Here is a 16,023-nt window from a genome sequence, read left to right as displayed (position 1 = left end):
TCAGAGTCATAGCGGGAGTCCGGCGGGCGTGCGGCGGCGCCACGGGTAGGCGCGCTCCAGCTGGCCGGCGAGGGCGAGGACCGTGCCGTCGCACCACCGGCCGCCGATGAGCTGGACGCCGAGCGGCAGGCCGGCCTGCGGCTCGACGAGGGGAATGGAGATCGCCGGCAGGCCCAGCATGTTGGACAGCACGGTGAGCGAGGCGGTCTCCTCCGCCCGTCGCAACGGCAGCCACGGATCCGCGTCCTGTCCCTGCCAGAGGGCTCCCTCGCTTGGGGGCAGGACGGGGTTGGTCGGGGTGAGCAGGACGTCGACGGCGTCCCATGCCTTGTACATCTCGGCCGAGCGCAGCTGAAGCTCCAGCACGGTCGTCACGTAGGTGAGGGAGTCGGTGTCGCGCGCGGCCTGCCGAAGGGTGCGGTTGAGCGGCTCGACGGCGGACTCGTCGACGACCACGCAGTCGGCCGACCCGGTCGCGTAGAGGAGGTCGAAGCGGGACTTGAACCAGTCCTGGTCGAGCCCCGGGATGGACTGCTCGACCACCTCGTGCCCGAGGTCGGAGAGAAGATCGGCCGCACGGCGGAGGACGACCTCGGCCACCGGGTCGACCTCCGCGGGGAAGGCCGGCTGAAGGTTGAGCCCGATGCGCAGCCGTTCCGGGTCGCGCTGGGCCTGCCGTCGGAACGGCACGTCGGGCGGGGGCGCGCCGTACCATCCGGTCGGGGGAGCCGCGGCGAAGACATCGAGGATCGCCGCGGTGTCCTCAACGGTCCAGGTCAGCACCCCTTCCGTCGTGAAGCCCTCAAGATAGTGCGCGCTCGTCGGGACGCGGCCTCGGCTCGGCTTCAGCCCGACCAGCCCGCAGTAGCTGGCCGGCTCGCGGATCGAGCCCGCCCCGTCGGACCCGTGGGCCAGCGGCAGCATTCCGGCCGCCACCGCCGCCGCCGCGCCGCCGCTGGAGCCTCCCGGGCTGTAGTCGGGATTCCACGGGTTGCGTGTGACGCCGTGGACGGCGGACTCGGTGACCGACACGGTGCCGAACTCCGGCGACGTCGTCGCGCCGACGAACACGAAGCCGGCCTCGCGCAGGGCGCGCACCGCCGGGGCGTCCTCGTCCATGACGTGGTGCTCGACGGCGTTCGACGCACCGCACAGGGGCCAGCCGCGGACCGGGTGCAGGTCTTTGATCGCGATGGGGACGCCGAGGAACGGCGGCGGCGTCCGGCCGCCGGCGACCGCGGCGTCCGCCTCGTCGGCGGCCTTGCGGGCCTCTTCGGAGGCGACGTGGCAGAAGGCGTTCAACGCGGGATCGAGCGCGGCGATGCGCGCCAGGTAACCTTCGAGGACCTCACGCGAACCGACCTCGCCGGCCGCGATGCGTGCGGCGAGCTCGGTGGCGCTCGGCCAGCCCTCGGGACCGGTGCCGACGGGCTCCGCGAGGGCGTGTCGGGGGTGGGTCTCGGTCATCGTGCCTCCGTGGAGAAGTGAGTAAGACGGCGGGCGGGACGCCAGCCGAGGGTGGGGACGCTGGCGCGCAGAAGCCGCGTATAGGGATGCTCGGGTTCGTCCAGCACCCGCGAGGTCGGTCCGCGTTCGACGATCGAGCCGCCTTGCATGACGACGACCTCATCGCTCACCTGGCGCACGACGGCCAGGTCGTGGCTGATGAAGAGGTAGGCCACCCCGGTGTGCTCGCGCACATCCGCCAGCACGTTGAGCACCTGTGCCTGGATGGAGACGTCCAGTGCGGCGACGGACTCGTCCAGGATGAGGACCTGCGGCTCGGCCGCGAGTGCCCGGGCGATGGCGACGCGCTGGCGCTGGCCGCCCGACAGCCTTGACGGCAGCGCCGCCAGCTGACGCTTGTCGAGACCGACGAGCTCGGCGAGTTCCTCCACCCTCCGGCGGCGCTGCGGAGCACCGAGCCGGGTGTGCAGGCGCAGGACCTCGTCCACCGCGGCGGCGGGGCTCTGCCGAGGGTCGAGGCTCGAGTAGGGGTCCTGGAAGACGATCTGGACCTCGTGGCCGCGTTCGCGTCGCTCCCGTGCGGAGCGGGGCGGGCGCGACCGATCACGGCCGCAGGCGACGACGCGTCCGGCCGTCGGCCGTTCCAGTCCGACGATCATGTTTGCCACCGTCGTCTTGCCCGACCCCGACTCGCCGACGATCGCCAGTGACCCGCCGGGTGCCAGCGAGAAGCTCACGTCCTCGACGGCGACGGCCGCTCCGAAGACCTTGCGGAGTCCTTCGACCTGGAGAATCGCCTCAGTCACGGGTCACCGCCGGTTCTTGGTGCAGCTCCTCGGCGCGGACGCAGGCGACCTCCCCGCCCGCCAGGGGGCGCAGGTCCGGCCGCCGCTCCCGGCAGCGATCCTCGACGTGGGCGCATCGGCCGGCGAACGGGCAGCCGCCCGGTGCCTCGAAGGCCGACACCGGGCGTCCCGGGACGGTGGTGAGGCGATGGACTCGACGGAGCACCGAGGGCCGGGCCGCGGTCAGGGCCGCCGTGTAGGGGTGCAGCGGCCGTTCGTGCAGCAGCGCCGAGGCCCGGCTCTCCATGATGCGCCCGGCGTACATCACCATGGTCCGGTCGCAGACCGCGGCGGCCAGCTCCAGATCATGCGTGATGAACAGCAGCGCCAGCCCCCGCTCGCGCCGCAGCTCGTCGAGGATGGCCATGACCTCGGCCTGCGTCGTGACGTCGAGGGCCGTGGTGGGCTCGTCGGCCAGCAGCAGCCGCGGTTCGGTCAGCAGCGCGGACGCGATCATCACCCGCTGCAGCAGCCCTCCCGACAGCTCGTGCGGAAACTGGCGCAGCCGCCGGCGGCTGTCGGCCACGCCGACTTCCTCCAGGGCTCGCACGGCCTGGCCGTCGGCCACCCGCCGGCTGACCCGCCGGTTGACGCGCAGCGCCTCGGTCAGGAAGTCGCCGATCGTGCGCACCGGGTTGATGTGGGCACGCGGGTCCTGGAAGACCATGGACACCTTGGATCGAAAGTCGCGCAGCCCCTGCCCGCGCAGCGCCCGGACGTCGGTCCCGGCGTAGCCGATCTCTCCCTCGACCTGGGCGCCCTGGGGAAGCAACCGCGCGATCGAGCGAGCCGTCATGGACTTGCCGGATCCCGACTCGCCGACGAGGCCGACCGCCTCTCCGTGGCCGATGCCCAGCGACACGTCGCTGAGAACCTTCCTCGGCTCGCCGTCGAGCGGGAGTCGTACCGTCAGGCCGGTCACCGTGAGCAGCGCGTTCACGACGCGGCCCCGAACCGGAAACGCCACCGGCGCGGCGAGCTGCGGACGCCGGGCCGCGCCGGGCCGCACAACCGCTCGCCGAGGACGTTGAAGGCGACGACCAGGACGACGATGCAGCCGCCGGCCATCAGCGACTCGGCGGGGAAGCCCTGCAGGACACCGGACTGGCCGCTCGCGACCATGACGCCCCAGTCCGCGTCGGGCGGCTGCACGCCGAGGCCGAAGAAGGAGATGATGGCGAGGTCCACCATGGCGTAGCCGAAGAAGAGCGTCGCCTGCGCGGCGATGAGCGGCAGGATGTTGGGCACGAGGTGTCGCAGGCAGATCGCCCAGGCACCCGCTCCCTGCACTTCGAGCGCCCGGATGTACGGCTTGCGGCGCTCGGCCAGGGCCGCGCTCCGCAGCAGCCTGGCGATGTAGGGGACGTAGGCGACGGCGAGTGCGAGCACGGCGGCGCCGAGGCCCGCCCCGAAGACGGCGGCCACCAGCATGGCGAGCAGGACGCCCGGGAAGGCGAACACCACGTTGAGGGCCGCCGACACGACGGAGTCCAGCCGGCCTCCGACCCACGCGGCGGTGACGGCGACGACCGTTCCCGCGGTCATGCTCAGCGCGACGACCCAGAGCGGGCCGAGCAGCGAGGTCCCCGCCCCCGTCAGCAGTCGCGCGAGGAGATCGCGTCCCTGGCCGTCGTATCCGAGCGGGTGCCCCGCCTCCGGCGCCCCGTACGCCTTGGCGAAGTCGCTCGTGTTCGGATCCGCAGAGGTCAGCGCGGGTCCGAGCACCGCAAGGGCGACCGCGGCGAGGATCGTGACGGCGGCGGTCGTCCCGAGAGGTCCGAGACCGGGTCTCCACCGGTGTGTTCGAGGTCGCGCCGGGAGCCGCTGGGACGTCACGACCGAGCTCATGTCTGCCTCCCAAGCTTGATCCGTGGGTCGAGCGTCGCCGCGACCACGTCGACCAGGGTGTTGACGAGGACGAAGGCCGTGACGAGCACGAGCGAGATGCCCTGGACGACGGCGAAGTCCTTGGAGAGCGCGGCGTTGACGAGATAGGCGCCCAGGCCGTTGAGGCCGAAGGCCCGTTCCACCACCGCCGCCAGGGCGATCATCGACGCCGTCGTCATCCCGGCCAGCGTGGCGATCGGGACGGCCGCGTTGCGCAGCGCGTGCCGTCGCACGACCGTCATGTAGGGGATGCCCCGGCTGACGGCCGTCTGGACGTGCTCGTGGTCCATCTCCTTTCGTACCGTGGTCCGGGTGACCCGGGCGATCGCCGCCGTGGCCGCGGTGGCCAGGGCGACGGCCGGAAGCGTGAGGTGCCGGATCCCGTCCCACAATCCGGAGCCGTTGCCGAACGCCGGCAGCCACTCCAGGTTCACCGCGAAGACCCCGATGAGAAGGATCGCCGCGGCGAAGGGCGGAACGGCGATCACCACCGCGGTGGACATCACGACGAGCGAGTCCACGATCCCCGGCCGCAGCGCCGCCAGCAGCCCGAGCCCGACGCCGGTGAGCACCATGATCAGGGCCGCGTAGAGGATCAGCCCGGCGGTCGTCCCGGCGCGGGCCGCTATCAGGTCCGACACGTCCTGGCGCAGCGAGATCGACACTCCGAGGTCCCCTTGGACGGCGTTGCCGATCCAGGAGGCGTACCGCGAGAGGAACGGCTCGTCGAGGTGGTAGCGCTCGACGAGGACCGCGATGCTCTCCGGTGGCAGCGAACGGCCACCGGAGAGGGTCGCCAGGGGGCTGCCCGGGGCGAGCGACAGTCCGGCGAACACCACGAAGCTCGACACCAGGAGCGTGGCCACCAGCATTCCCAACCGCCGCAACAGGTAGGCGGTCATGTTCCTACCTCACCGCTCCGAGCTTCGTGGCCCAGGGGGCGAACAGGTGCTGGGAGGAAACCGTCGCTCCGGTGAGCTTGGAGTTGAGCACCAGCACCGTGTCCGGGGACACGACCGGAATCCACGGCAGTTCCTCGGTGATGATCTTCTGTGCCTCCACGGCCAGTTCGGCCCGCTCCTGCGGATTCTCCGTGCCGCGCGCCCGCTCCAGGAGTTCGGCCACCTTCGGGTTGCGGTACTTGCCGTAGTCCTGAGGGCCGCCCGGTACGGAGAACGTCGCGTAGAGCGCCGCCGGGTCGGCCCAGTTCGGGTAGTTCGTCGTGAAGAAGCCGTCGACGTCGGCCCGTGCCTTCGGATCCAGGAAGAACCCGCTGTAGGCGTCCGTGGACACCGCCTTCAGCGTGGCCTTGAGCCCGATCTTCTCGGCCGCGGCCTTGAAGAGGTTGGCCTCCGTGGCGACCTTGTTGAGCTCGTTGGTCATGCCGAAGGTGACGGTCTTGCCGACGGCGCCGGCCTCCTGGACGAGCTTGCGCGCGGTCTCCAGATCGACTTTCCGGTCGGGCAGGGCGTCCCAGGCCGCCTGGAAGGCCTGCCGCTCGTAGCCCCACGCGCCGGGGCTTCCCAGGGCGCGGGCGGGTTGGGCGCTGCCCTTGTACAGGGTACGGATGTAGGCCTCGCGGTCGACGGCGAGCGACAGGGCGCGGCGGACGCGCGCGTCGGACAGCACTCCCCTCCCCGTGTCGGCGACGATGAGGGCGTCGATGAGGTAGGACGGGCCGTGGTAGGTCTTCACGGCGTCGCTGCCGCGAATCTGGTCCATCGTCGACAGCGGCAACTCCAGGTACGCACCGTCCACCTGTCCGGTGAGCAGCGCCGCAGTCAGCGTGGCCTCGTCCGGGATGCCCTTGAAGTCGATCTGCCGCACCAGCGGTCGCTCCGCGCGGTTCCAGTAGCTGTCGTTGCGTACGACGGAGAGCACCTCACCCGTGCGCCACTCGGCGAGCTTGAAGGATCCGGTGCACATGGCGCCGCCGGCGACCGTCCCGTAGTCCTTGCCCTTGCTCTCGACGTAGCGCTTGGAGACCACCATCCCCGGCATGTAGGAAAGGACGTTCTGTAGCCAGTAGTCCGGCTTGTTGAGCTTGAGGGTGACTTCGAGCGGTCCGGTGGCCTGTACCGAGGTCACGCGGTTCAGGACGGGCACCCAGAAGCCTCCGCCCTTCGGATCGCGATTGCGCTCGATGCCGAAGGCCACGTCCTCGGCGGTCATCGGGGAGCCGTCCCAGAAGGTCACGCCTTCGCGAAGGGTGAGCACCGCGGTCTTGTCGTCCGGGAAGTCCATCCGGGTCGCGAGACCCGGCTCAACCGTCCCGTCCGGGGCCTGCCGGAACAGGGACTCGCACATGAGGCTCGTCACGGTGATCTCGGGGTAGTCGCCCGTGGTGATGGGGTCGATCGAGGTCGTTCCGCGATAGAGCGCCCAGGTGACCTTGTCGACCTCCCCGACCCCGGCCGGGGTCGTCGGGAGAAGTTCTCGCCTCGATGCGTCGGTCGGGGCCGCACCGCTCGCGCTGCCGTCGTTGCTCTGGTAGCAGCCGGCCGTGATCAGGGCCAATGCGATCGCTGCCGTCGCAATGCTGTTCCGCCGCAGATGTTGCATTTCGATCTGCCAATCGCGCCAGGGGTGCCACTGATTGCTCAGCGGGCCTAAAGTATTCGAACGATCGCTCAAATAAGAGCTGATGTCAAGAGCTGGGAAAACAGTCAGGAAAAAGCAGTAACAGCTGTCAGGCAGACTGCTCGACTTCGGCGAGCGCGTCCGCGAGGACGTCGAGGAACAGCTCGCAGTCGGCCGCCGTCAGCACGAGCGGCGGCTTGATCTTGAGGACGTTGTCGTCCGGCCCGTCGGTGGAGAGCAGGACCCCCCGCGCCTTGGCCGCCTCCTTGACCGCCGCGGCCTGCGCGGTGGCCGGTCGCCGGTCTTCGAGGCTCAGCTCGACGCCGAGAAAGAGTCCCTCGCCGCGGACGTCCCCGATGAGCGGGTGGCGTTCCTGAAGGCGGCGCAAGCCGTTCAGGAGCTGGTCGCCGCGCCGGCGGGCGTGTGCCTGCAGACCCTCGTCACGCATGACGTCGAGTACGGCCAGTCCCACCTCGGCGGAGACCGGATTGCCGCCGAAGGTGTTGAACCACTCCATCCCGGTCACGAACGACCGCGCGACCTCGGGGGTCGTCACCACGGCGGCAAGGGGATGGCCGTTGCCGAGCGGCTTTCCCATCGTGACGATGTCGGGCACGACGCCTTGCAGCTCGAAGCCCCAGACGTGCCGGCCCACGCGTCCGAGGCCCACCTGCACCTCGTCCGCGACGCACAGGCCGCCGGCCTTTCTGACGTGTTCGAACGCGCTGCCGAGGTAGCCGCCGGGGTAGACGACCTGGCCGCCGCAGCTCTGCAGGGATTCGGCGAAGAACGCGGCCGGGCGCCGCCCCGCCGCGTTGAGCGCGAGGAGCCGCTCGGCGACGGAGTCCGCGTACCGGGGGCCGAGGTCGTCGTCCCGCCCGGCGCGCAGCCGCCCGCGGTAGGGATCCGGCAGTTCGCAGACGTGCGTGGTGTCCGGTCGCCCGCGCCCGCCGGCGCGGTTGAACTTGTACGGGCTCAGGGCCACCTGCGAGCTGAGATGCCCGTGGTAGGCATGGTCGAGGACCAAGGTGTCGACCGCGCCGGTGTGAGCCGTGGCCAGCCGCAGCGCCAGGTCGTTGGCCTCCGAGCCGGAGTTCACGAAGAAGCAGACCCGCAGCGGGTCCGGCAGGAGCTGGACCAGCCGGCGGGAGTAGTCGACGACCGACTCGTGCAGGTACCGGGTGTTGGTGTTGAGGCGGGTCGCCTGCCGATGGGCGGCCTCGACGACCCGGGGATGACAGTGGCCCACGTGGCAGACGTTGTTGACCAGGTCCAGCCACGACCTGCCGGAAGCGTCGAAGAGGTAGGCGCCCTCGCCGCGGACGATGTGTAGTGGCTCGCGGTAGGAGATGCTCATGGCCCTGCTGAAATTCGTGCGGCGCCGCGCGGCGATGCCGGCCGCGTCGCGTCGCGGGCGGGTCGCGACGCCGTCCTTGCGGCGGAGGAGCAGGTTGGGGTCGGCGCTGACGCTCATCCACAGATCCGCCTCCTCGGCCGGCCCCGTACCGGGGAAGGCGGCGCCGAGGCCCAGCAGGTGCGTCAGCAGCTGAAGATGCAGGTGGGGCGGCCGGCCGCCGGTGTGCTGCTCGTCGCCGAGGGTTCCCAGCACTTCGCCCGCCGCCACTTCGGAGCCGGGGACGAGCCAGGCGATCGACACAGGATCCAGGTGCCGGTAGAGCGTCCAGAACGGCACGCCGTCCTCGGTGCGGTGTTCCAGCACGACCGTCCCCGCCGGATCGGCCGCCACGGCGTGCACGACGCCGGGCAGCGGGCAGCGCACGCTGCTTCCCGCGTCGGCGTAGAGATCGCATCCCAGGTGAACCGACCGCCGTGCCTGGGAGGTCCGCCGGTTCTCGCCGTAGCGGCCCAGGGCGAAGGCGGCACCCGCGCGGGTGACGTGATCGCGCATCCAGGCGGACGCGGTCGCGGGATCCGCGGGACGGGAGAGGTCGAACGGCGCGTCGTCCCAGCCGAGCGTGATCGCGCGCGCGGTGCCGACGTCCTCGCCCAGGACGGACGCGGGATCGGCCGTACCGGACTCGAAAGACCGCCGTACCACCCGGGCTCGGGGGTCGGCCTCGAAACCGACCGCGTCGCGTAGCCGGAAGTGGGCGAGGTCGGGGCTGGTGCCGGCCAGCGCCCGCAGTGCCCATGTCACCCCGTGCTGGCTGACGAGCAGGTACTCGTTGGCCGGGTCCTTGGCGTGCTGGTATGCGGACATGCACACGCTCATGGCCAGCCGGGTGCGCATGAGGTCGAACAGCACCTCAAGTTCGGCCGGCTGAAGCGGTGAGACCTCGTCATACCCCGCGACCAGGGGCAACACCGCTCTCAGTGGATCGGCATGGCCCTGCATGGCATAGGCCCCCGCCACCGCCAGACCGCAGACCCGGGGGTTCCACGCCGCGTCGCCGAAGTCGATGAGTCCCGCGACGTCGCCGGCGTCGTCCACCAGGATGTTGAGTTCGTTGGCGTCGTTGTGGATGACCTGGTGAGGCAGTGCGGCGATCCGCGGTGCGACGTGGTCGCGGTAGCGATCGAAGACCTCCAGCACCAGCGGCCGGAGCGTGTCGGCGACCGCCGGCGCGAAGGCCGCGACCTGGGGCGCGCTGGTCAGATTCCACAGCAGTTCGCGCCGCATGGCCGGGTGGGTGAACTCCCCCAGCGCGCGGTCGACGATCGCCACGTGACGGCCGAGGTCACGCAGACGCTCCGCCGTCGGCGTCACCTCGGCCCAGGGATGACCGCTTACCCAGGTCAGCATCCGCGCCGTGCGCACGCCGTCGGCCCATACCGTCCGTACGGCGGAGCGGCCGTCCCGCGCCCGAACCACGCGCGGGGCCGGGGGTGGGTTGTCCCGCTCCGCCAGGTGCAGCAGCACGGCGTCCTGGAACTCGAGCTCCACCGGATCGGTATCCGGAGCGTGGAGTTTGAAGACGTAGCGCTCGCCGTCGGCGGTGCGCAACCGGAAGTTCAGGTCCGTCTCGCCGGGGAGACGATCCAGGCGCCCCCGCAGGCCGTAGAGCAGGTACGCGGTCCGAGCGGCCTGATCAAGCTCGTCGTCGCCGGCCGGAGAAATCACGGCTCGGTCATCAGCGCGCTCACCGCCGCCGAGATGGCCTTCTGTCGCATGCATTGCATCTCTCCACCCGTGTTCAAGGGTCGTCGGCGATCACTCGACGGACGAAATGTAATCGAACGATCGCTCAAATTAGAGAGGATGTCAAGGGTGCTCTCCAGGGAAACGCCGCTGCCGTGCACCTGGTCCGGCACTGACGGATCCGGTATGCGTGGCAGTCGGAGGCGGTGATCGCCCCGGTGGGCACGGGGGTGGCGGCTACAGCCCGGAAGGCCTTTCACGCGGCTCGATCGTCAGTTCGGCGCGTCGCAGCAGCAGCTGGGTGTCCGGAAGGTTCACGCCCTCAAGACTCGCCCCCATCAGGGCGAGTCCCATCTCGGCGAAACGCTCGCACAGCTGCGGGATGCTCAGTTCGCCCTTCGGGCGATACCAGTGGGCCACGCCGGTCGTCATCTGCAGCAGCGCGAGCCGTGCCACGGTGCCGCGGTCCTTGAAGGTGCCGTCGTGGACCCCGGCCTGCAGGATCGACGACCACACCGTTTCGTAGGCGTCCCGTTGCCGCAGGACGTCCTGCCGTACCTGCCCGGTCAAGGCATGGAACTCGTAGTCGGCCACTTTGGCGGCCCGGGGGTTGCGGGCGTGGAAGGCGACATGGGAGGCGATGACCGCGGCCAGGCGCTCAGCCGGATCCACGACGTCGCGGAGGGTCTCCTGGCCGCTGAAGACCAGGACGTCGAGAGTCCGGCGCATGACCCCTTCCAGGAGCTCGTCCTTGGATGAGGCGTAGTAGTACATCGCCGAGACGGCGACGCCTGCGGCCTCCGCGATGTCGCGGATTCCCGTGCCGTGGAACCCCCGCTCGGAGAAGAGCCAGGTAGCGGTGCGGAGGAGGTGCAACTCTGTCTGCTCGGACTGGGCCCGGCGCGAGGAGCCGGCCTTGATCCGGCCGCCTCTGGCGCTGCGGTTGCCGCCGCTCTGGTTGGTAGTGGCCATCGCTTCGACTATCCCACAGTGAGGATGGCGGCGGGGTTGTTCACCGTAACCATCGTGATCTCGGTGTCGCTCATCCCCATGTGCCGCATCAACGGGAGGGCGCTCTCCAGGATGTGGGTGTATCCGGGGCCACCGTAGCGACGGAGATACACCTTCTGGCAGATGTCCTGGGCGACCAGCAACCGGTCGCCGAATCCCGCTTCGATCAACATCTGGAGCCATTCGATCCGGGTGCGGTCGTTGGGGCGGCGCGCGTCGGGGTTGAAGGCGTAGTAGCTGGACTCCTGGCCGAACAGGTCGAGCTCCAGGTAGCACCCCGTCCGGGCGAGTTCGAGCAGGTCGCCGGACCGCCAGAGCGTACGGTCGAGATGGGATACGATCGTCCGCTCCGGCTGTCCGCCCGCATCCAGGACGGTGCGCACGGCGTGCAAAGGCGCTTCCGGATGGCGGCCGGGATGGATCTGCAGCGGTGCCCCGGTCGCCACCTGCGCCCGGCAGGCCGCCCGGAGCACCTTCTCCTCGACCGGATGCACGGGCCAGCTCAGGCCGATCTCTCCGATGACCCCGGCGCGGATGCCGGTGTCGTCCACGCCGACCTCCACATCCCGCGTGATCTCGTCGCGAACGGCGTCCACGGGCACGTCGGCCAGGCCCGCGGGGTGGTAGTCGCGCGAGTAGTAGCCGCTGCCCATCACGATGTGGACCCCGGTGGCGCGTGACACCCGGGCCAGCCCGAGCGGATCGCGCCCCATCCCCACACAGGACGAGTCCACCACCGCGCCGCCTCCGGCGGACCGGTAGAGCGACAGCTCCTCGACGGCGTCCGTCTCGGAGAGCAGCCGCAGGTTGTCGAGGTTCAGGACGGTACGGCGGATCCAGTCGTAGTTGTCCGGCCGCACCGGTTCGGCGACCTTGGCGCGTACCGACGCGGGGAACTCCCGGGCGACGGCCGGGTTCCCCGGGCTCGACGGCGGCGCGCCGGCCACCGGCTGGAGACCCCACGGCTGGATGATCGCCGACATGTCGCACAGGACGTGTTCGTGCGGCTGAGTATGCCCGAGCTCGGCGGGCTCGATGTCGCCGAGCACGGTGCGAACGCGACGAACCGACCGCGACGGAAGATCTACCATGAACTTAGTCTATCGATCGTTTGGACAAATACTCAATCGGATAGATCGTTTTCACAGCCGCTGCCCGGTCGCGTCAGGATGTCCCCGCTCGCCCGCCGTCGCGGGCATCCACCTGGTCGGGGCCGCCCGCGGGGTGTCAGAGGAAGTTCACGTTCTGCGCGAGTGCGAGCCGACCCGAGTAGTTGACGGTGTTGGTCGCCGCGCGCATGTACGCACGCCAGGAGTCGGAGCCGGATTCGCGTCCCCCGCCTGTCTCCTTCTCGCCTCCGAACGCGCCGCCGATCTCCGCGCCCGACGTGCCGATGTTGACGTTGGCGATGCCGCAGTCGGAGCCGTCGGCGGCGAGAAAGCGTTCGGCTTCCTGCTGGTCCCGGGTGAAAATGCTGGAGGACAGCCCCTGGGGCACGTCGTTGTGCAGGGCGATGGCCTCGTCCAGTGTCCGGTAGGTCTGCACGTAGAGGATCGGCGCGAAGGTCTCCTGGCGCACGATGTCGGTCTGCTCGGTGACCCGGACGATCGCGGGCTCGACGTAGAACGCGTTCGCCGCCGAGTCGGCGAGCCGCCGCCGTCCACCGGCGATGATCTTGCCGCCTTCGGCCTGCGCGGCCGTCAACGCCGCCTGCATCGCGTCGTAGGCCTGCCCGGAGATAAGCGGTCCGACCAGGGTGCCCTCCTCGAACGGGTCGCCGACAGGCAGTTTGCGATAGGCGGTGGCGAGCCGGTCGACCAGGGTGTCGGCGATGTCGGTGTGCGCGATGAGCCGCCGCAGGCTCGTGCAGCGCTGCCCCGCCGTACCGGCCGCCGCGAACACGATCCCGGCCATCGCCAAGTCGAGGTCGGCCGACGGGGCGACGACGGTGGCGTTGTTCCCGCCCAGCTCCAGCAGGGCGCGACCGAAGCGGGCCGCGACGCGCGGGCCGACCTCACGGCCCATACGCACCGAACCGGTGGCGCTGACCAGCGCGATCCGCCGGTCGTCGACCAGTTGCTCGCCGAGGGCGCGATCGCCGAGCACCAGTCGATGCACGTCGCGTGGGACCCCGGCCTCGTCGGCCGCCGTCGCCAGGAGGCGATCGCAGGCCAAGGCGGTCAGCGGGGTCAACTCCGAGGGCTTCCAGACGACGGTGTCGCCGCAGACCAGCGCAACGGCGGTATTCCACGCCCATACGGCCGCCGGGAAGTTGAAGGCGGAGATCACGCCGACGACGCCGAGCGGGTGCCAGGTCTCCGTCAACCGGTGTCCCGGCCGTTCCGAGGCGATGGTGCGCCCGTAGAGCTGACGGGACAGGCCGACCGCGAACTCGCAGATGTCGATCATCTCCTGCACCTCGCCGAGCGCCTCGGAGCGGATCTTGCCCACTTCGACGGTGATGAGATCGGCCAGCGTGCCTTTGTGCTCGCGCAAAAGCTCCCCGAGCCTGCGGACCAGTTCTCCGCGGCGGGGCGCGGGCACGGTCCGCCAGGACAGGAACGCCTCGTGCGCGGCGGTGATCGCCCTGTCGGCGTCCGTGGGAGTCGCGGCGCCAAGACCCAGCAGGTCCTCGCCGGTGATCGGCGTCCGCGCCCGCAGGCCGTCGCCCTCCTCGAACACGGCGCCCAGGCGGGTCAGGCTGCCGAGCGCGCGCTCGCGCAGGGATTCGGTGGTGGGAAGCGTGGTTGCCTGCTGGCTCATCGGTGTCTCTCCGTCGAAGTCGGGTGTCGGGCGGGCGGGGCGGGACGGCTACCGGATGGCTTCGGTCAGTTCGAGCGCCTGGGCGACGTGTTCGAGGGATGTCCCCTGCTGCTCCGCATAGAGGGCGAACGGGTCGAGCACCGGGCGTCCGATCGCGTCGGAAAGCCGGTCGGCGTCGTAGCCGACCGCTGCTTGAGTGTCGTTCCTCGAACCCTTCCCGCTCAGGTTGGACTGGAAGATCCCGGCCGCCGAACGGGGCAGGAAGTCCTCGTAGACGACGGGTACGGCGCGCACCCAGCCCTGGTCGATGAGAGTGGCGAGGTCGGCCGCCGGTTTCCGCCCGTCGCGGGGGCGGTCGAGTACCGGCTCATAGGTGAAGAACGCCTGCCGCTCGACCGCGAGATCCCGCTCCGTGGCGGGGAACCCCTGTTCCCAGATCGATCGGGCGACCTCGCCGCGGTCGGCGTCGGGATGAGCGGCCAGATGGGCGTCGGTCTTGGCCAGCAGGGTGTCGTAGCCGGCCCGGCCGGCGGGAGTGAGCGCGATCCCACGAGCCTCCACCTCACCGAACCGCACGCGCAGCGATCCCGTGGTGACGCTGCCGTCCGGCCGGCGCAGGGCGCGCGGTTCGGCGAGCGCCCGAAACGACGTCTGGCGCAGCAGCACGTCCGGACCCGACCAGCGTGGCGGCCCCTGAATCGCGTCGATCATCGCGATGCCGCGGCCGGTCATCCTCCGGTAGAGCTCGTCGATGTCGAGCACCCGGGGTGTCAGGTGATTGACGTGCGTGCTGGTCACGCCGCCGATGTCGGCGGCGACTCCGGAGACCCGGGCCAGCTCCTCATACCAGGCCTGGTCGACCGGCTCGGTGGACAGCTCGAACGCCTGAACGGCAAGGTGGAGGAAGCGTTCGGCCGCGGCCTCCGGCAACTCCCCGTGCCGTTCGGCTTGATCGGCGAGCTCCAGCAGCTCAGGCGGGAAGAGCTGCCGCGCCGCGAGGAACCTCTCCAGTCGTTCCCGCAGGTCCGGCGTGAAGAAACGGGGATCGGCCGGGGTGAGCATGGAGGTGAAGACCCGGAACGGATTGCGGGCCAGTTCCCCGGCCTCGATGGGACGGAAAGCCGTCGAGACCACGGGCACGGCGCTGGAGGCGGCTTCCCGGAGGTCGTAGAACCCGACCGGGCGCATACCCAGCGCCCCGAAGATGCGGGCGACCTGGTGCAGCTCGGCGGGGGTGCCGACCCGGATGGCGCCGTGCCGCTCGGCGGTGACCCGGCCGATGGATCCCAGCCGCTCCGCCTCCGGTCCCGCCTGCCGCAGGACGTCCTGATTGACCTCGCGGGATACCTCCACGAGCGTGGTGTAGGCGGGAACCTCCCGCCCGTACATCTCCGACAGTCGCTGCGCGAACGCCGCGCGCAGCCGCCATTGGGGGATCGTTGTCATGCGCTGCCTTCCGAGTCGGGGGTGGCCACCGCGAGGACCGAGTGACCCGCGGGATCCGGCCCCCGCCGAACACGGCGGCGCGGGCACGTTCCTCGACCGGCTCCCGGCCGGCGGGAGAAGTCCGGCACCACCCCGGAGCCCACGGCCTGTCCGGAGGTGCCGGTGCCGGTCCCTCGCGAGGTGGTCGGGGCACCCAGGCGGCGGCACGCCGCGACCATGTCGACCACGTGCTGCCGGTGCCGGGGAAATCTCACCGCGAACGCTCCTTCTCGCTCACCGGTCACGGTTGGGCCGGGTCACCCTGTCCACGATGAAGGTTGACCCGGACCGAAACCAAGCCCCAGAAGACCGAAACATTTGGGCTCTCAGAGCCAGCGATTCTTATGCTGCCGGCGCACTCATGACGGCACGGAGCCGGGACGCTGAAACCATCGCACCTCGTAACTCTCCGGAAGGTGTGCGGAGGCGGTCGTTCGCGATCGCCGCTCGCGAGCTCGGTTGCACCGCTTCGGCGGTCTCGCGGCAGATCCCGTCGCCGGAGAAGGACACCGGACCGGCGCCGTTCCTCGAAAGCGAGCCCCACGGCATACGGGCCACCGCCGGGGGGGAAAATCGAGCAAGCGGGTATCGGCCACCCTGGACGATTTCGGCTGCGAGGTGCGTGAGCACGCCACCGGCAGGATCCCGGCCGGGAAACCTCCCGACGGCCGGCGTGCGCCTGGTACCGTCCGCGCTCACCCGCGGACACCCCGGAGCGGGAGGCCCTGCTCGAAGAAGGTGAGCCGATCCCACCGCTGGTCGAGGGCGACCTCGATATGGCACCGCTCTATGAGGAATGCCCGTAAATTTAGGACCTTCATGCCTCGCTGGGTAGATTTGACGAGATGATCTCGATGTTGTAGCTCACGACCACGGAAAGCTCCG

At 70.4% G+C, this 16,023-nt stretch carries 13 protein-coding genes; all 13 read right to left on the bottom strand.

The window, feature by feature from the left end; genetic code table 11:
• Positions 1-6: 6 nt before the first annotated feature.
• The gene (locus tag RUR_RS08465; RefSeq protein ID WP_283134381.1) at positions 7-1,467 is read right to left on the bottom strand and encodes an amidase; all 1,461 of its coding nucleotides are present in this window, start codon (positions 1,465-1,467) and stop codon (positions 7-9) included.
• Positions 1,464-2,273 carry an ABC transporter ATP-binding protein gene (locus tag RUR_RS08460; protein ID WP_283134380.1) on the bottom strand — a complete coding sequence of 270 codons (810 nt, stop codon included), beginning with the start codon at positions 2,271-2,273 and terminating at the stop codon, positions 1,464-1,466. The genes RUR_RS08465 and RUR_RS08460 overlap by 4 nt, the downstream gene beginning before the upstream one ends.
• The gene (locus tag RUR_RS08455) at positions 2,266-3,252 is read right to left on the bottom strand and encodes an ABC transporter ATP-binding protein (RefSeq protein ID WP_283134379.1); all 987 of its coding nucleotides are present in this window, start codon (positions 3,250-3,252) and stop codon (positions 2,266-2,268) included. The genes RUR_RS08460 and RUR_RS08455 overlap by 8 nt, the downstream gene beginning before the upstream one ends.
• Positions 3,249-4,160: an ABC transporter permease gene (locus RUR_RS08450; RefSeq protein ID WP_283134378.1), complete on the bottom strand. Its 912-nt coding sequence runs from the start codon at positions 4,158-4,160 to the stop codon at positions 3,249-3,251. Before RUR_RS08450 ends, RUR_RS08455 begins: the two co-directional genes overlap by 4 nt.
• Positions 4,157-5,101 (bottom strand): ABC transporter permease, encoded by a 945-nt coding sequence (locus RUR_RS08445; protein WP_283134377.1) that lies wholly within the window; start codon positions 5,099-5,101, stop codon positions 4,157-4,159. The genes RUR_RS08450 and RUR_RS08445 overlap by 4 nt, the downstream gene beginning before the upstream one ends.
• 4 nt (positions 5,102-5,105) lie before the next feature.
• Complete coding sequence (locus tag RUR_RS08440; protein ID WP_283134376.1) at positions 5,106-6,761, bottom strand: ABC transporter substrate-binding protein; 1,656 nt, start codon at positions 6,759-6,761, stop codon at positions 5,106-5,108.
• Positions 6,762-6,888: 127 nt separating this feature from the next.
• On the bottom strand, positions 6,889-9,915 hold the full coding sequence (locus RUR_RS08435) for an aminotransferase class III-fold pyridoxal phosphate-dependent enzyme (protein WP_283134375.1): 3,027 nt from the start codon (positions 9,913-9,915) through the stop codon (positions 6,889-6,891).
• A 201-nt stretch (positions 9,916-10,116) separates the two neighbouring features.
• On the bottom strand, positions 10,117-10,851 hold the full coding sequence (locus tag RUR_RS08430; RefSeq protein ID WP_283134374.1) for a TetR/AcrR family transcriptional regulator: 735 nt from the start codon (positions 10,849-10,851) through the stop codon (positions 10,117-10,119).
• Between the two features lie 8 nt (positions 10,852-10,859).
• Positions 10,860-11,981 (bottom strand): phosphotriesterase family protein, encoded by a 1,122-nt coding sequence (locus RUR_RS08425; RefSeq protein WP_283134373.1) that lies wholly within the window; start codon positions 11,979-11,981, stop codon positions 10,860-10,862.
• A gap of 136 nt (positions 11,982-12,117) precedes the next feature.
• Positions 12,118-13,653, bottom strand: coding sequence for an L-piperidine-6-carboxylate dehydrogenase (gene amaB, locus RUR_RS08420; protein WP_283134372.1), 1,536 nt, complete (start codon positions 13,651-13,653; stop codon positions 12,118-12,120).
• A 48-nt stretch (positions 13,654-13,701) separates the two neighbouring features.
• Complete coding sequence (hglS, locus tag RUR_RS08415; RefSeq protein WP_283134371.1) at positions 13,702-15,099, bottom strand: 2-oxoadipate dioxygenase/decarboxylase; 1,398 nt, start codon at positions 15,097-15,099, stop codon at positions 13,702-13,704.
• Positions 15,096-15,353: a hypothetical protein gene (locus RUR_RS08410; protein WP_283134370.1), complete on the bottom strand. Its 258-nt coding sequence runs from the start codon at positions 15,351-15,353 to the stop codon at positions 15,096-15,098. Before RUR_RS08410 ends, hglS begins: the two co-directional genes overlap by 4 nt.
• Positions 15,354-15,833: 480 nt before the next feature.
• On the bottom strand, positions 15,834-15,959 hold the full coding sequence (locus tag RUR_RS08405; protein WP_283134369.1) for a hypothetical protein: 126 nt from the start codon (positions 15,957-15,959) through the stop codon (positions 15,834-15,836).
• Positions 15,960-16,023 lie beyond the last annotated feature (64 nt).

Origin of the sequence: Rhizohabitans arisaemae (assembly GCF_025996515.1) — a bacterium.
Classification (GTDB): Bacteria; Actinomycetota; Actinomycetes; order Streptosporangiales; family Streptosporangiaceae; genus Rhizohabitans; species Rhizohabitans arisaemae.
This window is presented reverse-complemented; position numbering and strand designations above follow the sequence as displayed.

Excerpts from the sequence above, each read along its gene's own strand:
- RUR_RS08465 (WP_283134381.1), bottom strand. The coding sequence starts at position 1,467 with ATGACCGAGACCCACCCCCGACACGCCCTCGCGGAGCCCGTCGGCACC.
- RUR_RS08450 (WP_283134378.1), bottom strand. The coding sequence starts at position 4,160 with ATGAGCTCGGTCGTGACGTCCCAGCGGCTCCCGGCGCGACCTCGAACA.
- RUR_RS08445 (WP_283134377.1), bottom strand. The coding sequence starts at position 5,101 with ATGACCGCCTACCTGTTGCGGCGGTTGGGAATGCTGGTGGCCACGCTC.
- RUR_RS08440 (WP_283134376.1), bottom strand. The coding sequence starts at position 6,761 with ATGCAACATCTGCGGCGGAACAGCATTGCGACGGCAGCGATCGCATTG.
- RUR_RS08435 (WP_283134375.1), bottom strand. The coding sequence starts at position 9,915 with ATGCATGCGACAGAAGGCCATCTCGGCGGCGGTGAGCGCGCTGATGAC.
- RUR_RS08430 (WP_283134374.1), bottom strand. The coding sequence starts at position 10,851 with ATGGCCACTACCAACCAGAGCGGCGGCAACCGCAGCGCCAGAGGCGGC.
- RUR_RS08425 (WP_283134373.1), bottom strand. The coding sequence starts at position 11,981 with ATGGTAGATCTTCCGTCGCGGTCGGTTCGTCGCGTTCGCACCGTGCTC.
- amaB (WP_283134372.1), bottom strand. The coding sequence starts at position 13,653 with ATGAGCCAGCAGGCAACCACGCTTCCCACCACCGAATCCCTGCGCGAG.
- hglS (WP_283134371.1), bottom strand. The coding sequence starts at position 15,099 with ATGACAACGATCCCCCAATGGCGGCTGCGCGCGGCGTTCGCGCAGCGA.
- RUR_RS08405 (WP_283134369.1), bottom strand. The coding sequence starts at position 15,959 with ATGAAGGTCCTAAATTTACGGGCATTCCTCATAGAGCGGTGCCATATC.